This is a genomic window from Streptomyces sp. NPDC015125, from assembly GCF_043080045.1.
Taxonomy (GTDB): Bacteria; Actinomycetota; Actinomycetes; order Streptomycetales; family Streptomycetaceae; genus Streptomyces.
Genome location: NZ_JBIBVF010000018.1, coordinates 162,120 through 178,729, shown reverse-complemented (window position 1 = coordinate 178,729; position 16,610 = coordinate 162,120). Strand labels below are relative to the sequence as shown.

16 protein-coding genes are annotated in these 16,610 nt (G+C 70.5%); 8 read left to right on the top strand and 8 right to left on the bottom strand.

Going from position 1 to position 16,610, the window contains the following annotated elements; all coding sequences use genetic code 11:
• Positions 1-436 precede the first annotated feature (436 nt).
• The 3 genes from ACF088_RS29850 (at position 437) to ACF088_RS29840 (ending at position 3,966) form a co-directional block, all read left to right on the top strand.
• Complete coding sequence (locus ACF088_RS29850) at positions 437-1,876, top strand: DUF2252 domain-containing protein (protein WP_392378972.1); 1,440 nt, start codon at positions 437-439, stop codon at positions 1,874-1,876.
• A 694-nt stretch (positions 1,877-2,570) separates the two neighbouring features.
• Positions 2,571-3,611 (top strand): J domain-containing protein, encoded by a 1,041-nt coding sequence (locus tag ACF088_RS29845; RefSeq protein WP_392378971.1) that lies wholly within the window; start codon positions 2,571-2,573, stop codon positions 3,609-3,611.
• Positions 3,612-3,621: 10 nt separating this feature from the next.
• Entirely contained in the window at positions 3,622-3,966 is a 345-nt protein-coding gene (locus ACF088_RS29840) for a rhodanese-like domain-containing protein (RefSeq protein WP_392378970.1), read from the top strand.
• Positions 3,967-4,123: 157 nt separating this feature from the next.
• On the opposite strand, the gene ACF088_RS29835 is transcribed toward ACF088_RS29840, so the two are convergent.
• From ACF088_RS29835 to paaA, 6 genes are all read right to left on the bottom strand, one after another.
• A complete protein-coding gene (locus ACF088_RS29835; RefSeq protein ID WP_392378969.1) occupies positions 4,124-5,257 on the bottom strand; it encodes an acyl-CoA dehydrogenase family protein in 1,134 nt (377 codons plus the stop codon).
• A gap of 213 nt (positions 5,258-5,470) precedes the next feature.
• The gene (paaE, locus tag ACF088_RS29830; RefSeq protein ID WP_392378968.1) at positions 5,471-6,508 is read right to left on the bottom strand and encodes a 1,2-phenylacetyl-CoA epoxidase subunit PaaE; all 1,038 of its coding nucleotides are present in this window, start codon (positions 6,506-6,508) and stop codon (positions 5,471-5,473) included.
• Positions 6,508-7,005: a 1,2-phenylacetyl-CoA epoxidase subunit PaaD gene (paaD, locus tag ACF088_RS29825; RefSeq protein WP_392378967.1), complete on the bottom strand. Its 498-nt coding sequence runs from the start codon at positions 7,003-7,005 to the stop codon at positions 6,508-6,510. Before paaD ends, paaE begins: the two co-directional genes overlap by 1 nt.
• Positions 6,999-7,715, bottom strand: a complete 717-nt coding sequence (gene paaC / locus ACF088_RS29820; RefSeq protein WP_392378966.1) for a 1,2-phenylacetyl-CoA epoxidase subunit PaaC — start codon at positions 7,713-7,715, stop codon at positions 6,999-7,001. Before paaC ends, paaD begins: the two co-directional genes overlap by 7 nt.
• Positions 7,715-8,053 carry a 1,2-phenylacetyl-CoA epoxidase subunit PaaB gene (paaB, locus tag ACF088_RS29815; RefSeq protein WP_392378965.1) on the bottom strand — a complete coding sequence of 113 codons (339 nt, stop codon included), beginning with the start codon at positions 8,051-8,053 and terminating at the stop codon, positions 7,715-7,717. The genes paaC and paaB overlap by 1 nt, the downstream gene beginning before the upstream one ends.
• The gene (paaA, locus tag ACF088_RS29810) at positions 8,050-9,003 is read right to left on the bottom strand and encodes a 1,2-phenylacetyl-CoA epoxidase subunit PaaA (RefSeq protein ID WP_392378964.1); all 954 of its coding nucleotides are present in this window, start codon (positions 9,001-9,003) and stop codon (positions 8,050-8,052) included. The genes paaB and paaA overlap by 4 nt, the downstream gene beginning before the upstream one ends.
• A 166-nt stretch (positions 9,004-9,169) precedes the next feature.
• Here paaA and ACF088_RS29805 point away from each other — a divergent pair, with 166 nt between their 5' ends.
• From ACF088_RS29805 to ACF088_RS29795, 3 genes are read left to right on the top strand one after another with little or no spacing between them, the layout of a single operon-like run.
• Complete coding sequence (locus tag ACF088_RS29805; RefSeq protein ID WP_392378963.1) at positions 9,170-9,841, top strand: DUF5819 family protein; 672 nt, start codon at positions 9,170-9,172, stop codon at positions 9,839-9,841.
• Positions 9,838-11,250, top strand: coding sequence for an HTTM domain-containing protein (locus tag ACF088_RS29800; RefSeq protein ID WP_392378962.1), 1,413 nt, complete (start codon positions 9,838-9,840; stop codon positions 11,248-11,250). Before ACF088_RS29805 ends, ACF088_RS29800 begins: the two co-directional genes overlap by 4 nt.
• Positions 11,247-11,921 carry a TrmH family RNA methyltransferase gene (locus ACF088_RS29795; RefSeq protein WP_392378961.1) on the top strand — a complete coding sequence of 225 codons (675 nt, stop codon included), beginning with the start codon at positions 11,247-11,249 and terminating at the stop codon, positions 11,919-11,921. The genes ACF088_RS29800 and ACF088_RS29795 overlap by 4 nt, the downstream gene beginning before the upstream one ends.
• A 72-nt stretch (positions 11,922-11,993) precedes the next feature.
• Here ACF088_RS29795 and paaN read toward each other — a convergent pair whose 3' ends face one another.
• Entirely contained in the window at positions 11,994-13,676 is a 1,683-nt protein-coding gene (gene paaN / locus ACF088_RS29790; protein WP_392378960.1) for a phenylacetic acid degradation protein PaaN, read from the bottom strand.
• A gap of 147 nt (positions 13,677-13,823) precedes the next feature.
• Between paaN and ACF088_RS29785 the strand changes: the two genes are divergently transcribed.
• Together ACF088_RS29785 and ACF088_RS29780 are read left to right on the top strand one after the other, a co-directional pair.
• A complete protein-coding gene (locus tag ACF088_RS29785) occupies positions 13,824-15,335 on the top strand; it encodes a 3-hydroxyacyl-CoA dehydrogenase (protein ID WP_392378959.1) in 1,512 nt (503 codons plus the stop codon).
• Positions 15,336-15,346: 11 nt separating this feature from the next.
• On the top strand, positions 15,347-15,937 hold the full coding sequence (locus tag ACF088_RS29780; protein ID WP_392378958.1) for a TetR/AcrR family transcriptional regulator: 591 nt from the start codon (positions 15,347-15,349) through the stop codon (positions 15,935-15,937).
• 94 nt (positions 15,938-16,031) lie between these two features.
• On the opposite strand, the gene ACF088_RS29775 is transcribed toward ACF088_RS29780, so the two are convergent.
• The gene (locus tag ACF088_RS29775; protein WP_392378957.1) at positions 16,032-16,580 is read right to left on the bottom strand and encodes an Lrp/AsnC family transcriptional regulator; all 549 of its coding nucleotides are present in this window, start codon (positions 16,578-16,580) and stop codon (positions 16,032-16,034) included.
• Positions 16,581-16,610: the final 30 nt, after the last annotated feature.

The following is a 16,610-nucleotide window of genomic DNA, read 5'->3' as shown; positions in this document are numbered from 1 at the left end:
TGCCGCTGTGGTGTGTCCCTCTGTGTTCCGTGCCCCTCCGGGCCCTGCGTTGCCGGGAGGGGCACGGTCGTCTCTGGGAGGCGAGGAGAAGGAGGAGGAAGTGGACACGGCTCGAAGCACCCCGAGTGCGCGGGCGCTTGGGGTGCTTGGGGTGATTGGGGACATGGAGGTCCGGATATCCCGAGTTCTGCGGCTCCGACGTTCCGAGAGTTCGATGTTCCCAGGGCTCGGCGTCCTCGGATTCCGATGTTCGGAGAATCCGGGGGTCGGGATTCCGTGGTTCGGGGATCCGGAGAGTTATCCACAGGCCCTGCAGGTTGTGACGGGATCTCGGTAACGTCATTGCTCGTCGGCAGGCCGGGTTCGCTCGGCGGGCTGATGGACGCAGCGGACAAGGACACAAGAGCGCAGGTCGTGAAGGGGGAGGTGGCCCGCTATGCCGCGTGTGCCGTATGTACCGGGGTTTGCGAAGGCGGACGAGCAGGGGACGTCGCCCAAGGCCGCCGGGCGTGCCCTGCGGGAGCACGTTCCGCGTGCCGAGCAGGCCGCGCTGTCGCTCACGGCCGGGCGGCCGGATGCGGTCGCGGCGGTTGAGCAGTCCAATGCCGGCCGACTGGCTGAACTGACACCGATACGGGTCGGCCGGATGGCCGCGAGCCCCTTCGCCTTCCTCCGTGGCTCTGCGGGCCTGATGGCGTACGACCTGACGGGCAGCCCCGTGACGGGCATCGGCACGCAGATCTGCGGAGACGCCCACGCCGCCAACTTCGGACTCTACGGCGACGCCCGCGGTCAGCTCGTCATCGATCTCAACGACTTCGACGAGACCTTGTACGGGCCGTGGGAGTGGGACGTGAAGCGGCTTGCGACGTCGATGGTGCTGGCAGGCCGGGAGGCGGGCGCCGGCGAGGACGACTGCCGCAAGGCGGCGCAGGACGCGGCGGGCGCGTACCGGCGCACGATGCGGTTGTTGGCGAAGCTGCCGGTGACCGAGGCGTGGAACGCTATCGCCGACGAGGCGCTGGTCTCGCACGCTGACGCAAAGGATCTCGTGGGGACGCTGGAGCGGGTAGCGGACAAGGCGCGCAAAAACACCAGCGCGCGGTTCGCGGCAAAGGCGACGGAGGAGACGCCGGACGGTGGCCGCCGGTTCGTGGACGCTCAGCCGGTGTTGCGGCGGGTGCCGGATGCGGAAGCGGCCGCCGTGGCCGCATCTCTCATCGGCTATCTGGAGACGCTCCCCGAGGACCTGCTGCCCTTGATGGCTCGGCACGCGGTACACGACGTGGCCTTCCGAGTGGTCGGCACCGGCAGTGTGGGGCTGCGGTCGTATGTGGTGCTGCTGCTGGACCACCGGGGCGAGCCGCTCGTCCTGCAGGTGAAGGAGGCCCGCGCCTCGGTGCTGGTGCCGTTCGTGGCGAAGGCCGGCTTCCCGGTGCCCCAGGTGGTGCACGAGGGACGCCGGGTGGTGCTCGGGCAGCGCCGGATGCAGGTGGTCAGCGACATTCTGCTGGGCTGGGCGACGGTGCAGGACGCGGCGTCGCCGGGCGGCGGCGCGACCGTGGGGAACGGCCGGCGGGAAGGGAAGGCCTTCCAGGTCCGCCAGTTCAGAAACCGCAAGGGCAGCGTGGACCCGGCGCAGCTGTCCGGCGATCAGATGGATGACTACGCCCGTATGACCGGTGCTCTCCTGGCCCGAGCCCATGCGCACAGCGCCGACCCACGCCTTTTGGCGGGCTACTGCGGCAAGAACGAGGAACTGGACGAGGCGATCGCGAACTTCGCGGTCACTTACGCGGACCGCACGGAAGCAGACCATGCGGAGCTGGCCACAGCGGTGAAGAACGGGCGGATCCCGGCGGAGACGGGGGTGTGAGGGAGGCGGCGCTCGGGCTCCCGGCCGGGGTTCGGGAGGTTGGAGCGGCGAGCGTTCGGGGGCACCGCCGGGTCCGGGGGCGGAGTAGCGGGGGCGGGAGCTCTGCCCGGGAAGGGAGCTGTGGGGCGGCGGTCCGCCGGGACACGTGTGCCGGGTTTAGGCAGCTCGCGGAAACGGAGCGGTCGGCGGCGTTCCGCCGTCGCGGTGTCGTCATGACGGCCCGCGGACCGTTGACGCGTGGCCACGGACGCCGGCGAGGCCCCGGCCGCCAGCCCGGGCCGGGGGATGTCTGCGCCGCTTGGTCGGCTGATGAGAAGGCTGCCGACACGGGGCTGGTGGGCGGACTGCCGAGGGATCCGTTGGCTGATTGAGGGGGCGCTGGGGGCTGCCGGGGCTCCCGGGCCCGTCGGGGCTGGGCCTGTCGGGCTCCTGGGGTTGCTGGGGCCTGTCGGGGCAGCTGGCGCCTGCCCGGGGCTGTCAGGACTGCCGGGGCTGTCGACGGAGGAGGCAGCTGAGGAGCCGGTCGGCTGAGGAGCCGGTCGGCTGAGGAGCCCGTGGGCTGAGGAGCCCGCTGGCTGAGGGGTGGGGGCAGGGTGAGGGGGTGGGTGGGGAGGGGAGGGGAGGGAGGGCCCCGGTAGGAAGCGAGCGAATGGCCGTGGAGGGCCCGGCCCGGCGTGGGCCGTACGCTGACCGGGTGACGAACTCGCACGCGGAGAACACGCAGGACGGTCAGCACCGACCGGACGTACCGGGCACCCCGGACGCCACGGCCGCGCCGCAGGCACCGGACGCCCGCGGCGGCGGTCAGAGAGCCCAGGTCGGGCAGGACGGCGGCTCGGGAGACCGGACCGGGGCCCCCGAAGAGGTGGACGCCGGCCAAGGAGCTCTGGGCGATTCGCCTACCGCTCGGGCCGCGGCGGAGGGCGAGCCGGGCGGCGCCCCGGGTGAGCAGGCGGCTCAGGACGAGGCGACCCGGCGGCTGGCGAAGGCGGTCCTGGCCGCGGAGCAGGCGCTGATCGAGTTCGAGATCGCGGTGGAGACCTTCCGGGTGGAAGTGGAGAACTTCTCCCGCTTGCACCACCAGCGGCTCGGCCCCATGTACGCGCGGCTGGACGAGCTCGATGCGCAGATCGCCGAGGCGGTGGCGGCGCGTACGGGGGCTCCGGAGGACGTCCGTAAGGCGCACGAGGCACGTGCGTCGGTGCTGCCGATGCCGGAAGTCGAGGAGCTGTTCCACGGCTGGATGGGCTCGGACGGGCTGTTCTCCGAGGCGCAGGCGATGCTCACCGAGCAGCCGGTGCAGCCGCCACAGAAGGTGCGGCCGAGCGAAGAGGCCCGCAAGGTCTATCGCGATCTGGTGCGCCAGGCCCATCCGGACCTGGCGCGGGACGATGCCGAGCGGACACGGCGGGACGAGTTCATCGCGCGGGTCAACGCAGCGTACGGGCAGGGTAACGAGGCCCTGCTGCGGGAGCTGGCGCAGGAATGGGAGGCCGGCCCCGCGCCGGCCGAGGAGCGGCTCAGCGAGAGCGAGGAGCTCTACGCCCGGCTGGAGTGGCTCGCCGAGCGCAAGGAGCTGCTGGCTGCCATGGCCTCCGAGCTGGAAGAGAGCGCGATCGGCTCGATGATCAAGATGGCGCCGGAGGACCCGGACGCGCTGCTGGACGAGATCGCCGAGAAGCTGCTCGCCGATGTTGCGGAACGCGAGACGTACCTCGCGCAGCTGGTCGGGTAGCGTCGGGACCATGCAATTTGGTTCTGTGCCCACGGTCGATGTCGACGCTCTTACGCCGGAGGACTTCCTCCTGGACGTGCGTGAGGACGACGAGTGGGAGGCCGGGCACGCCGAGGGCGCGCTGCACATTCCGATGAGTGCGTTCGTCGCCCGCTACGGAGAGTTGACCGAAGCGGCCCCCGCGGACGGCAGGGTGTATGTGCTGTGCCGGGTCGGTGGGCGCTCGGCGCAGGTGACGCAGTATCTGGTCCAGCAGGGCGTCGACGCGGTGAACGTCGCGGGCGGCATGCAGGCCTGGGAGGCCGCCGGTCGCCCCGTGTCGGATGGCAAGGGCGGCGCCGGCGTGGTCATCTAGCCGGGAGCCGGGAGCCGGGAGCCGGGAGCCGGGAGCCGGGAGCCGGGAGCCGGGAGCCGGGGCGGTGGGGCGTGCAGTGGTGGCTGCCGGGTCAAGGCTCGGTAACTCGGTGCCGCGGTGGCGGACGCCTGCTGTGCGCCTTCTCTCTGCTCCCGCCTCAGCGCAGCGGGTGTGCTGCGAGCAGGTTGCCAAGGGCCTCCTCGTGGGCGGCGGCGGGGCCGAGGGAGAGCTCCAGCTGTTTGGCCCAGGCGTGATAGCGGTGCAGTGCGTAGTCGGTGTCGGCACCGAAGCCGCCATGAAGGTGCTGGGCGGTCTGGACGACGCGGCGTACGCCCTCCGAGGCCCAGATCTTGGCGACCGCGATATCCCCGGCGGGCGGGAGCGGGCCGGCCGCGTCGGTGGTGATGCGCCAGGCGGCCTGCCAGAGGGTGGCCTCCATGGCGCGCAGGTCGATGAAACGGTCGGCGGCCTGGACGGCGACGGCCTGGAAGGTGGCCACCGGGAATCCGAACTGCTCGCGCTTGCTCGTGTAGTCGCTGGTCATGGCGAGGACGCGCTCGCCCAGGCCCAGGGCGAGTGCACAGGTACCGGTGGTCAGAACGTTGCGCAGCAACTCCCAGGCGAGCGGGGCAGTGATCGTTTCCCGGGCGCTGAGGCGTACGGAATCCAGCCGGACCTCGGCAAGGCGCTCTCCGGTGGTGGATATCTGGTCGTCGAGTGTGACGCCCTGGTGGGTGCGGGGGACGAGGGCGAGTACGGCGTGGCCTTCGGGGGCGTGGGCGGGGAGCAGGATCCGGTCCGCGGTCTGGGCCCAGGGAACGGCTGTCTGGACCCCGTCGAAGATCCAGTCGGCACCCTCCTGGCGGGCGTCAACGGCAAGTTCGGCCGGTTCGTGCCCGGTGCGGCCGCTGGTGGCGACGGTCACGACGAGGTCCCCGGCAGCAATCCGGGGCAGCACTTGGGCACACAACTCGTCGGCCGCGTAACGCTGGAGGGTGAGCGCGGCGGCGCCGGCCTCCAGCAGCGGCACCCGCGCCAGCACCTTGGCCGACTCGCGGAGTACGAGGCAGAGCGCGATCGGGTCGAGGCCCGCGCCGCCGTGCTCGGGCGCGATCGGCAGGCTCAGCAGGTCGGCGTCGGCGAGCTTGCGCCACAGGGTGCGGTCGAAGTCGTCGGCGACCGCACCGGGGGTGAGCGCCGGGCTGGGCACGCCGTCCGGAGCGACCCCCGCGAAGACGGCCTTGGCCGCTTCGACGGCGGCCTGCTGCTCCTCGGTGAAGGTGAAGTCCATTGCTCTGTCCTCCCACGCCGCGCCTCGAACTGACGATGCGTCAAGGTAGAACATGTTCCAGGAATTGGGAATGGCGGATCCCGTGGAAGGGGCGGATCCGGTGAAAGCGGCGGAAGGGATGACGGCGGCGGACGGGTGAGGGACGGAGTCGTGGGGAGCCTGCTGAGTCCGTCCGGTCGCGCCCGCCCGGATCGGATTCATCGATTCATCGATTCATCGGTCGAAGTCCAGTTCGACCTTCTCTGTGGCCGGGTGGGACTGGCAGGCGAGGACGTACCCCGCGTCGACTTCTTCGGACTCCAGGGCGAAGTTGCGGTCCATGCGGACCTCGCCCGAGACCAGGAAGGCGCGGCAGGTGCCGCAGACGCCGCCCTTGCAGGCGTACGGGGCGTCCGCGCGGTTGCGCAGGACTGCCTCGAGCAGCGACTCCCGGTCGTGGACCGGCCAGGTGCCGGAGCGGCCGTCGAGGGTGGCGGTCACGGTGCTGTGCGCGGGGGCGGCGGGGGCGGTCGGGGCGCCGTTGTCGACGTGGAAGATTTCTTCGTGGATGCGGGTGCGGGGCACGTTGAGGGCGCGGAGGGCGCGTTCGGCGCCCTGGACCAGGCCGTAGGGGCCGCAGAGGTACCAGCCGTCGACGGAGTCGATCTTCAGGAGCGCGGGCAGGAGGGAGCGGAGCCGGGTCTCGTCCAGGCGCCCGGAGGGCAGGCCGGCTTGTTGTTCCTCGCGCGAGAGGGTGTGGATGAGCTGGAAGCGCTGGGGATAGCGGTCCTTGAGGTCGGCCACCTCCTCCAGGAACATCGTCGACGCCGCCGTGCGGTCGCTGCGGATGAGGCAGAAGTGGGCGTCCGGCTGCCGGTCGAGCAGGGTGGAGACGATGGACAGCACGGGGGTGATGCCACTGCCGCCGACGATTGCGACGAAGTGTCCGGGGCGTGGTTCGAGGGTGAACCGGCCGGCCGGGGCCATCACCTCCACCGTGTCGCCGACGGTGAGTTCCTTGAGCGCGTAGGTCGAGAAGGCGCCGTCCTCGACGAGGCGGATACCTACTCGCAGTACGGGCTGGTCGGTGGCCGGGGTGCAGATGGAGTACGTACGGCGGATCTCCTGGCCGTCGACCGATCTGCGCAGGGCGATGTGCTGTCCGGGAGTGTGCCGGAAGGTCGTGCGCAGCTCGGGCGGGACCGCGAAGGTGACGGCCACCGCGTCGTCCGTGAGCCGTTCGATCTCCCGGACCCGGAGCGGGTGGAACATCACAACTCCTTGAAGTGGTCGAAGGGTTCGCGGCAGGACTCACAGCGTCGCAGCGCCTTGCACGCGGTGGAGGAGAACCGGCTCAGCAGGGTGGTGTCGGTCGATCCGCAGTGCGGGCAGCGGAGGGTGAGGTCGACGGCGACCGGGCCGCCCGCCGGTCCCGTGGGGCGCGGGGGTGCGATACCGAATTCGGCGAGCTTGCGGCGGCCCTCGGCGGTGATCGCGTCCGTGGTCCACGGCGGGCTGAGGACCGTTCGGACCTCGACCTCGGGTATCCCGTGGTCGTGCAGCACTCGCTCGATATCGGCCGACATCGTCTCGATGGCGGGGCAACCGGTGTAGGTGGGGGTGAGCCGCACCTCGACCCGGCCGGGGGCGGTCAGCTGGACCCCGCGCAGCACGCCCAGTTCGGCGAGGGTGAGCACCGGCAGCTCGGGGTCGGGAACGGAGCCCGCCAGGGCAAGCAGTTCCTCTTCGAGGGCGGTGGTGGTCACCATGCCGCCCCCGGGTGGCTGCGGTGGAGGTGCTGCATTTCGGCGAGCAGCCGTCCGAACGATTCGGTGTGCAGGCCCTGGCGGCCCGCGCCGGCCGTCCAGGCGCCGTGCCGGGGGCCTTCGGGGACGGTGAGAGTGGCTTGCTCCAGAGTGGCGGTGATGCGTGCGGTCCAGCTGTCGTGCAGGGCCGGCCAGGGCACCGTTTCCAGTCCTGCCACCGGCTCGAACAGTTCGTCGGTGAAGCGCCAGAGGGCGTCCAGGGCACGTTGCATCCGGGTGTGGCTCTCGTCGGTGCCGTCACCCAGGCGCAGCGTCCACTGATGAGCGTGGTCGCGGTGGTAGGCGACCTCCTTGACGGCCTTCGCGGCCAGCGGTGCCAATTCGCTCTCGGTGGTGGCGAGATGGTCGAACAGCAGCTCCTGGTAGGTGGAGAAGTAGAGCTGGCGGGCGATGGTGTGGGCGAAGTCGCCGTTGGGCTGCTCGACGAGCTGGAGGTTGCGGAATTGCCGCTCCTCGCGCAGATAGGCCAGTTCGTCCTCGTCACCGGCGAGGGAGAGCAGTACACGGGCCTGGCCGAGCAGGTCCAGCGCGATATTGGCCAGTGCGACCTCCTCCTCCAGGACCGGGGCGCGCCCGGCCCACTCGCCCAGGCGGTGGGAGAGGATCAGGGCGTCGTCCCCGAGCGGCAGGGCCGGGGTGGCGGTGACGTTCATCAAAGGTGATGCACCCCGTCCGGGATCTCGTAGAAGGTCGGGTGGCGGTAGGGCTTGTCACCGGCCGGCTCGAAGAAGCTGTCCTTCTCGTCCGGCGAGGAGGCGGTGACCTGCGCGGAGGGCACCACCCAGAGGGAGACGCCTTCCGAGCGGCGGGTGTAGAGGTCGCGGGCGTTGCGCAGCGCCATCTCGGCGTCCGGTGCGTGCAGGCTGCCGGCGTGGGTGTGGGAGAGTCCGCGGCGGCTGCGGACGAAGACCTCCCACAGGGGCCAGTCGGCGGGCCGGGCGGCCGTCCCCGCGGTGGCCGCGGGGGCTTCGGCAGGGCGTGGTGTCGTCATCGGGTGACCTCCCCGTGCTTGGCCGCGTGTGCGGCGGCTGCCTCGCGCACCCAGGCGCCGTCCTCGTGAGCCTGCCGGCGGCGGCTTATCCGCTGGTCGTTGCAGGGGCCGTTGCCCTTGAGGACCTCACGGAACTCGGCCCAGTCGATCGGGCCGAAGTCCCAGTGGCCGCGCTCGTCGTTCCACGTCAGCTCCGGGTCGGGGAGCGTGAGCCCGAGGGCTTCGGCCTGGGGGACGCAGATGTCCACGAAGCGCTGGCGCAGCTCGTCGTTGGAGTGCCGCTTGATCTTCCAGGCCATGGACTGCGCGGAGTGCGATGACTCGTCGTCCGGCGGGCCGAACATCATCAGTGACGGCCACCACCAGCGGTTCACCGCATCCTGCGCCATGGCGTGCTGCGCCTCGGTGCCGCGGCTGAGGGCCAGCAGGGCCTCGTAGCCCTGTCGCTGATGGAAGGACTCCTCCTTGCAGATACGGACCATTGCGCGGGCGTAGGGGCCGTACGAACAGCGGCAGAGCGGGACTTGGTTGGTGATCGCCGCGCCGTCCACCAGCCAGCCGACGGCCCCGACATCGGCCCAGGTCAGGGTCGGGTAGTTGAAGATCGAGGAGTACTTCTGGCGGCCGGAGTGCAGCTTGTCGAGCAGTTCGTCGCGGCCGGTGCCCAGGGTCTCGGCGGCGCTGTAGAGATACAGGCCGTGGCCGGCTTCGTCCTGCACCTTGGCCATCAGGATCGCCTTGCGGCGCAGGGACGGCGCCCGGGTGATCCAGTTGCCCTCCGGCTGCATGCCGATGATCTCGGAGTGGGCGTGCTGCGCGATCTGGCGCACGAGCGTCGAGCGGTAGGCGTCCGGCATCCAGTCCCGCGGCTCGATGCGTTCGTCCGCGGCCACGGTGGCGTCGAATACGGCCTCGCGGGCCGCCGTCTCTTCCGGCGCGATCGTCGTCATGTGGTGCCCCCTCGCTCCCGACCGACCGATCGTTCGGTTCAATGGTGAGCGGGCGGACCGCGGGTGTCAAGCCTGTGGATAACCCGGGGAGGGTGTGCCCGGTGCGGCCGCGTAGGTACGGTTCCGAAGCGGAGTTGACCGCATGGATTCTGGGAACGGGGCGGGAATGCAGTCATACGGGGACGAAACGCGGCCACTGTCCGCGCTCTCGCTGCCCTCGCGGATCGTCATAGGGGTGGCGGCCTGTGCCCTCGCGGTCATCGTCGCGATTCATCTCGCCATGATGTTCTTGCACGTGGCGCCGTCGAATACGCTCAGCAAACAGCAGGGCGACCTGATCAGCGACTACGTCTACCCCGAGTACGAACAGAACTGGAAGCTGTTCGCCCCCAACCCGCTGCAGCAGAACATCGCGGTGCAGGTCCGTGCGCAGCTGCGCACCGAGGACGGCGCCGTGCGGACCAGCGGCTGGACCGATCTGACCGCCCGCGACGGCCGGGGCATCCTCCACAACCCGCTGCCCAGCCACACCCAGCAGAACCAACTGCGCCGCGGCTGGGAGCTCTTCCTCAACACCCACAACGCACAGAACCGCCCCGTCGGCCTGCGCGGGGAGCTGTCCGAGCGCTATATCCGGCGGATCGTGATGCTCCGGATGGACGGCGAGTGGACGAAGGGCGGCGGCCGGGTCGAACAGGTCCAGGTCCGCTCGCAGACGACGGCGGTCCGCCCGCCGCCATGGAGCTCCGAGAAGATCAGCGAGAAGCCCGTGTACCGCGTGCTGCCCTGGTGGCAGGTCACCGCCGACGACCTGCCCAAGGGGGCGAACAGCCAGTGACGTCACCGACGCCCCACCAGCCTCAGCAGACTCCGAGCGCACAGCAGGCCCCGCACACCCCCCAGCCGACCGGCGTACCGCAGCAAGCCCATGCACCACAGGCGCCTCCGGAGCCGGAGCCCTACCAGGAGACCCGCATCGAGCGCGCCATCGGACGTGGCCTCGGGCTGGTCACCAGCCGTGCATTGGCCCCGTACCAGACCGCCTTGATCCGGATCGGCTTCTCGGCGACGTGGCTGCTGTTCCTGCTGCGCGAGTGGCCGCACCGCGCGGTCCTCTACGGGCCCGACAGCCCCTGGAACCTGGACATGGCCCGTCGGCTCCTGGACGGCAACCACGCCTTCTCCGTACTCCCCTGGTCCGACAGCCGCGGCTGGTTCGAGTGCGTCTACCTCGTGGCCGTCGTGGCCAGTGCGCTGCTGATGCTCGGCTGGCGCACCCGCACCATGTCGGTGCTGTTCATGGTGGGCGTGCTCTCGCTGCAGAACCGCAGCGTCTTCATAGGCGACGGCGGCGACAACGTCATCCACCTGATGTCGATGTATCTCGTGCTGACCCGGTGCGGGCAGGTCTGGTCGCTGGACGCACGCCGTGCGAAGCGAACAGCGGCCGCCGCGTACGCCTCCGGTGGGGAGGAAGCCGGGGGCGCATCCGCCGCCTCCCGCGATCTGCCCGGCGTCATCCTGTGGGCCGTGCTCGGCCTCGGCCTGGCCGTCGCCCAGCTGAACGGCAGCTACGGCCTCGGCTGGTCCGAGGGCGGCCCGTTCCCGCACATCGGCTGGAGCCTGGTGCTGTGGGGCCTGTGGCTGGCGCACGGTCTGTGGTGGGCGGTGCAGCGCTACGCCCCCGGTGAGCCGCGCATCGTCCTGGAGACCCTCGCCAAGCTCGCCCACAACGGCGCACTGCTGGTGATCGTGATCGAGGTCTGCCTCATCTACGCCACCGCCGGCTGGTACAAGATCCAGGGCTCACGCTGGCAGGACGGCACCGCGGTCTACTACCCGATGCACCTGGACTACTTCTCCCCCTGGCCGGCGCTGTCCGAGCTGCTGGGAAGCAACGGCGTGATGGTCATGCTGATCACCTACGGGACGGTGATCGTGCAGGTCGCCTTCCCGTTCACGCTCTTCAACCGCCGGCTGAAGAATGTGCTGCTGGTCGCGATGATCTGCGAGCATCTCTCGATCGCGTTCCTGCTCGGACTGCCGTTCTTCTCGCTCGCGATGATCACCGCGGATGCGGTCTTTCTGCCCACGAACTTCCTGACCTGGGTCTCCGCACGCCTCTCCGGCCTGCGCGAACGGCTCTTTTCGCGTGGCGGTGCGGCCCGGCCGGCCGACGGGACCGGGGGCGGCGAGCCGGAGGCCCGTACGGGGCACGGCGACGGTGGCCATACGCTCGTAGGGTGAGCAGCGAGAAAACCACCCCCGCCGAGCCCCTCCAGTACGACGAGGGGTACGGGACCCAGATCGGCGTCGGGCCGCATCCGGAGCCCTGGCCCCAGGACGACCGCCTGGACCCCGAGCTGCTCGCGCACGGCGACCGCCGCAATGTCGTCGACCCCTACCGCTACTGGAAGCGGGAGGCGATCGTCGCCGACCTCGACACCCGCCGCCATGACTTCCATGTGGCGGTCGAGAACTGGGGCCACGACTTCAACATCGGCTCGGTTGTACGGACCGCGAATGCGTTCCTGGCCAAGGAGATCCATATCGTCGGGCAGCGCCGCTGGAACCGCCGCGGCGCGATGGTGACCGACCGCTACCAGCACGTCCGCCACCACCCGGACACCGCGGACCTCACCGCCTGGGCGGCGGCCGAGGAACTGCCGATCATCGGGATCGACAATCTCCCCGGATCCGTGCCGCTGGAGACGACCGCGCTGCCGCGGCGCTGTGTGCTGCTGTTCGGCCAGGAGGGGCCGGGGCTGACCGAACAGGCGCGCCGGCATGCCTCGCTGGTCTGCTCGATCGCGCAGTTCGGCTCGACCCGCTCGATCAATGCGGGGGCCGCCGCCGCCATCGCGATGCATGCCTGGATCGGCCGCCATGCACGGATCGAGGGGCCGGACGGCGGCTGACGGACCCCGAGCTCCGTCGGGCGCCCGGCGCGGGGCCCAGGAGAACCTCCCGGGGCCCGGCGCCCGCACCCGTCATGCCGGTCGTCGCACCTCCACCGTCCGGAAGCGGTTGGCCACGAAGGCACCGTCACACAGCGCCGCATTGGCCGCCGGGTTGCCGCCCGAGCCATGGAAGTCCGAGAACGCCGCGGTCTGGTTCACATAGACCCCGCCGGTCAGATTCAGCGACAGCTGGGCGCACTCCTCCAGGCAGGCCTCCTCCACCAGCTGTTCGACCTCGGCGGAGGTGGTGTACGCGCCGACCGTCATGGCGCCCTTCTCGCGGACCGTGCGCCGCAGCAGATCCACCGCGTCGGCCGCGGAATCCACGGCCACCGCGAAGGACACCGGGCCGAAGCACTCGGAAAGATAGGCGGCCTCGGAGTCCGGCTTGGCGCCGTCCAGCTTGACGATCACCGGCGTGCGGACCGTGGCACCGGGGAACTCGGGGTTGGGCACCTCACGGGAGGCCAGGGCCACCTCGCCGAGCCCGGCAGCCGCGTCGATCCGCTCCTTGACCTGCGGATTGACGATGGCACCCAGCAGGGCGTTGGCCCGTGCGTCGTCGCCCAGCAGGCCGCTCACCGCGCCCGCGAGGTCGCTGACCACCTCGTCGTACGACTTCGGACCGGCGTCCGTGGTGATGCCGTCGCGCGGGATCAGCAGATTCTGCGGAGTGGTGCACATCTGGCCGCTGTAGAGCGACAGCGAGAAGGCGAGGTTGCCGAGCATGCCCTTGTAGTCATCGGTGGAGTCGATGACGACGGTGTTGACGCCGGCCTTCTCCGTGAAGACCTGCGCCTGCCGGGCGTGCGTCTCCAGCCAGTCGCCGAAGGCGGTCGAGCCGGTGTAGTCGATGATGCGGACCTCGGGGCGGACGGCCAGTGTCTTGGCCAGGCCCTCGTCCGGCCTGTCCACGGCCAGGCACACCAGGTCGGCGGGGAAGCCGGCCTCGGTGAGCACCTCGCGGGCCGCCTTGACGGTCAGCGCCAGCGGCAGCACGGCACGCGGATGCGGCTTGACCAGCACCGGGTTGCCGGTCGCCAGAGAGGCGAACAGGCCCGGATAGCCGTTCCACGTCGGGAAGGTGTTGCACCCGATCATCAGGGCGACGCCGCGCGGCACGGCCGTGAAGCTCTTGGTCAGCTCGAGCGGGTCGCGCTTGCCCTGCGGCTTGGACCACGGCGCCTGCTCCGGGATGCGGACCTGCTCGGCGTACGCATACGCCACCGCCTCCAGGCCGCGGTCCTGAGCATGCGGACCGCCCGCCTGGAACGCCATCATGAAGGCCTGGCCGCTGGTGTGCATCACGGCCTGCGCGAACTCATGGGTTCGGGCGCTGATCCGGGCCAGGATCTCCAGACACACCGCCGCGCGCGTCTCGGGGCCGGCATCCCGCCAGGCGGGGAGCGCGGCGCGCATGGCCGGCAGCAGCACGTCCACATCAGGGTGCGGATAGCTGATGTCCAACTTCAGGCCGTACGGCGAGACTTCCTCGCCGGTCCAGTCGTCCGTGCCGGGCTGGTCGAGCTCGAACCGCCGGCCGCGCAGTGCCTCGAAGGCGGCCAGCCCGTCGGGCGCGGCGCTCTCGCCGTACGCCTTCGGGTGCTCGGGGTGCGGGGACCAGTACGCGCGGGTGCGGATCGCCTCCAGCGTCTGCTCGAGCGTCGGGCGGTGCTTCTCGATCAACTGCGCTGCGGTCATTTCGGCGGCCATCGATGACCAACTCCTCGTCGAGCTGGGCGGAGAGTGGATAGGGGCTGGGAGCGGACAGGGCAACGGAGTTAGAGTAACCGAACGATCGGTCGGGGCAAGAGGGCTCGGCCGGCCTGTGGAAAAGTCGGTCGGGGAGGATCAGCTGGCATGACGGCTCTCGCAATCAGCAGCACCGTGGCAGTGGTGGGCACCGGCACCATGGGGCAGGGCATCGCGCAGGTGGCGCTGGTCGCCGGCCATCGCGTACGCCTCTATGACACCGCCCCCGGGCGCGCCGGACAAGCCGCAGAGGCGATCGGAGGGCGGCTGGACCGGCTCGTCGAAAAAGGCCGGATCACGACGGACGAGCGGGATGCCGCCCGTGAGCGACTCTCCCCCGCCACCGCCCTCGCGGAGCTGGCCGACGCGGCACTGGTCATCGAGGCGATTCTGGAGCAACTTCCCGCCAAACAGGAGCTGTTCACCGCCCTGGAGGGCATCGTTACGGCCGACTGTCTGCTGGCCACCAACACCTCCTCGCTGTCCGTGACCGCGGTCGCGGGCCGGCTGCGCCACCCCGGCCGCTGCGTGGGCATGCACTTCTTCAACCCGGCGCCGCTGCTCCCCCTGGTCGAGGTGATCAGCGGCTTCGCCACCGACGAGGCCGCCGCCACCACCGCGTACGACACCGCCGCGGCCTGGGGCAAGAAGCCGGTGCGCAGTACGGACACCCCCGGTTTCGTCGTCAACCGCATCGCCCGCCCCTTCTACGCCGAAGCCCTGCGTGCCTACGAGGAGCGGGTCGCCGACCCGGCCACCATCGATGCGGTGCTGCGCGACGGGGCCGGCTTCAAGATGGGGCCGTTCGAACTGACCGACCTCATCGGGCAGGACGTGAACGAGGCCGTCACCCACTCCGTGTGGCAGGCCTTCTTCCAGGACCCGAAGTTCACCCCCTCCCTGGCGCAGCGCCGGCTGGTCGAGTCCGGGCTGCACGGCCGTAAGGCAGGCCGGGGGTGGTTCGACTACTCCGAGGGCGCCCGCCGGCCCGAACCGCGGACCGCGGAGCTCTGTCCGGCGCCCGAGTCCGTCGGCCTGCACGCGAAGCTGCCCGGCCCCGCGGCGGTGCTGTGCGAGCTCATCGAGGAGGCGGGCATCAAGGTCACCCGCGACCGGACACCGGGGGAGTCGGAGGGTTTCCTGCGGCTGCCCGGTGGAGCCTGCCTGGCACTGACCAACGGCTGTCCGGCCGCGTCGGACGTCCACGGGAAGGACATCCGCTTCGACCTCTCCCTGGACTACCGCGCCGCCACCCGTATTGCCCTGGCGGCCTCGTCGGCGGTCTCCGAGGCGGACCTCGCCGAGGCGGTCGGGCTGTTCCAGGCGCTGGGCAAGCAGGTCAGCGTGATCGAGGACGTACCGGGGATGATCGTCGCCCGGACGATCGCGATGATCATCGACTTCGCCGTGGATGCCGCGGCCCGCGGGGTCGCGAATCCCGAGGACATCGACACGGCCATGCGGCTGGGCGTGAACTATCCCGGCGGCCCCATGGAGTGGGTCGAACGGCTCGGCGCCCAGTGGGTGTGGAATCTGCTGGACTCGATGCACCACCAGAACGCCGGCGGACGGTATGTACCGTCCTGGGCGCTACGGCGCCGTGCAGACCTCGAGGAATAGGTGCTCTAATCATGACCATGGCCAAGCGCGACACCTATACGCCCGATTCGCTGCTCGCGGTCGCCGTCGAGGTGTTCATCGAGCGCGGCTACGACGGCACGTCCATGGAGCACCTCTCCAAAGCGGCCGGCATCTCGAAGTCCTCGATCTACCACCATGTCCGCAGCAAGGAAGAGCTGCTGCGCCGTGCCATAAGCCGTGCCCTGGACGGGCTGTTCGGTGTGCTGGAGGAGCCGGGCGCCCTTGGGGGGCGGGCGATAGGGCGGCTGGAGCATGTCACCCGGCGTGTGGCCGAGGTGCTGATGGACGAACTCCCCTATGTGACACTGCTGTTGCGGGTGCGCGGAAATACGGACACCGAGCGGTGGGCCATGGAGCGCCGCCGGGAGTTCGACCACGAGGTCTCCGATCTGCTCAAGCAGGCCGCCGCCGACGGCGACCTCCGGGACGACGTGGACATCCGGCTGGCCACCCGTCTGCTCTTCGGCATGATCAACTCGATTGTGGAGTGGTACCGGCCGGGGCGGGGCGGTGCGGTGAGCCGTGACGAGGTGGCCGAGGCCGTGGTGCGTACGGCGTTCGCGGGGCTGCGCAAGCCCTGATCTGCGCAAGCTCCGATCTGCGCACATCCTGGTCTGGGCAAGCGCTGATCTGCGTAAACCCTGGTCTGCGCCGGTGCCGAGCGCCCTGGGCGGATCAGTCCTCCTCGGGCCCGAGGTCGGTCTCCTCGAAGACCAGCAGGGTGCGGGTGCTGAGCACTTCCGGTATCGACTGGATACGGGTGAGGACCAGCTCCCGCAGCTCGCGGTTGTCCTTGGTGTGGACGAGTAGCAGCACATCGAAATCCCCGCTGACCAGCGCGATGTGGGTGGCCCCGGGCAGCGCGGTGAGCTGCTTGCGCACGGTCCGCCAGGAGTTCTGCACGATCTTCAGCGTGATATATGCGGAAGCGCCCTGACCTGCGCGCTCCTGGTCGACGAGGGCACTGAAGCCGCGGATTACCCCGTCGTCGATCAGTCGGTTGATCCGGGCGTAGGCGTTGGCGCGCGAGACGTGCACCCGCTCGGCCACGGAACGTATCGATGCCCTGCCGTCGGTCTGCAGCATGCGCAGGATGGAGCGGTCGATGGTGTCCAGCGGGCGTGCGGCCGGTGGCGGTGCGGGGGCCGGTGGTGCAGGTGCCGGCGGGGTGGCGGGTGCCGCGGGCGGCTGCCCGTCGGAATTGGCCATCTGTTCGCCCGGCATATGGTCCCGCCTCCCCTTTGTGGACGCCCT

Coding starts and splice junctions, on each gene's coding strand:
- ACF088_RS29785 (WP_392378959.1), top strand. CDS start 13,824: ATGACGGCTCTCGCAATCAGCAGCACCGTGGCAGTGGTGGGCACCGGC.
- paaE (WP_392378968.1), bottom strand. CDS start 6,508: ATGTTCCACCCGCTCCGGGTCCGGGAGATCGAACGGCTCACGGACGAC.
- ACF088_RS29775 (WP_392378957.1), bottom strand. CDS start 16,580: ATGCCGGGCGAACAGATGGCCAATTCCGACGGGCAGCCGCCCGCGGCA.
- ACF088_RS29780 (WP_392378958.1), top strand. CDS start 15,347: ATGACCATGGCCAAGCGCGACACCTATACGCCCGATTCGCTGCTCGCG.
- paaB (WP_392378965.1), bottom strand. CDS start 8,053: ATGACGACACCACGCCCTGCCGAAGCCCCCGCGGCCACCGCGGGGACG.
- paaA (WP_392378964.1), bottom strand. CDS start 9,003: ATGACGACGATCGCGCCGGAAGAGACGGCGGCCCGCGAGGCCGTATTC.
- paaD (WP_392378967.1), bottom strand. CDS start 7,005: ATGGTGACCACCACCGCCCTCGAAGAGGAACTGCTTGCCCTGGCGGGC.
- ACF088_RS29835 (WP_392378969.1), bottom strand. CDS start 5,257: ATGGACTTCACCTTCACCGAGGAGCAGCAGGCCGCCGTCGAAGCGGCC.
- paaN (WP_392378960.1), bottom strand. CDS start 13,676: ATGGCCGCCGAAATGACCGCAGCGCAGTTGATCGAGAAGCACCGCCCG.
- ACF088_RS29840 (WP_392378970.1), top strand. CDS start 3,622: ATGCAATTTGGTTCTGTGCCCACGGTCGATGTCGACGCTCTTACGCCG.
- paaC (WP_392378966.1), bottom strand. CDS start 7,715: ATGAACGTCACCGCCACCCCGGCCCTGCCGCTCGGGGACGACGCCCTG.
- ACF088_RS29805 (WP_392378963.1), top strand. CDS start 9,170: ATGCAGTCATACGGGGACGAAACGCGGCCACTGTCCGCGCTCTCGCTG.
- ACF088_RS29850 (WP_392378972.1), top strand. CDS start 437: ATGCCGCGTGTGCCGTATGTACCGGGGTTTGCGAAGGCGGACGAGCAG.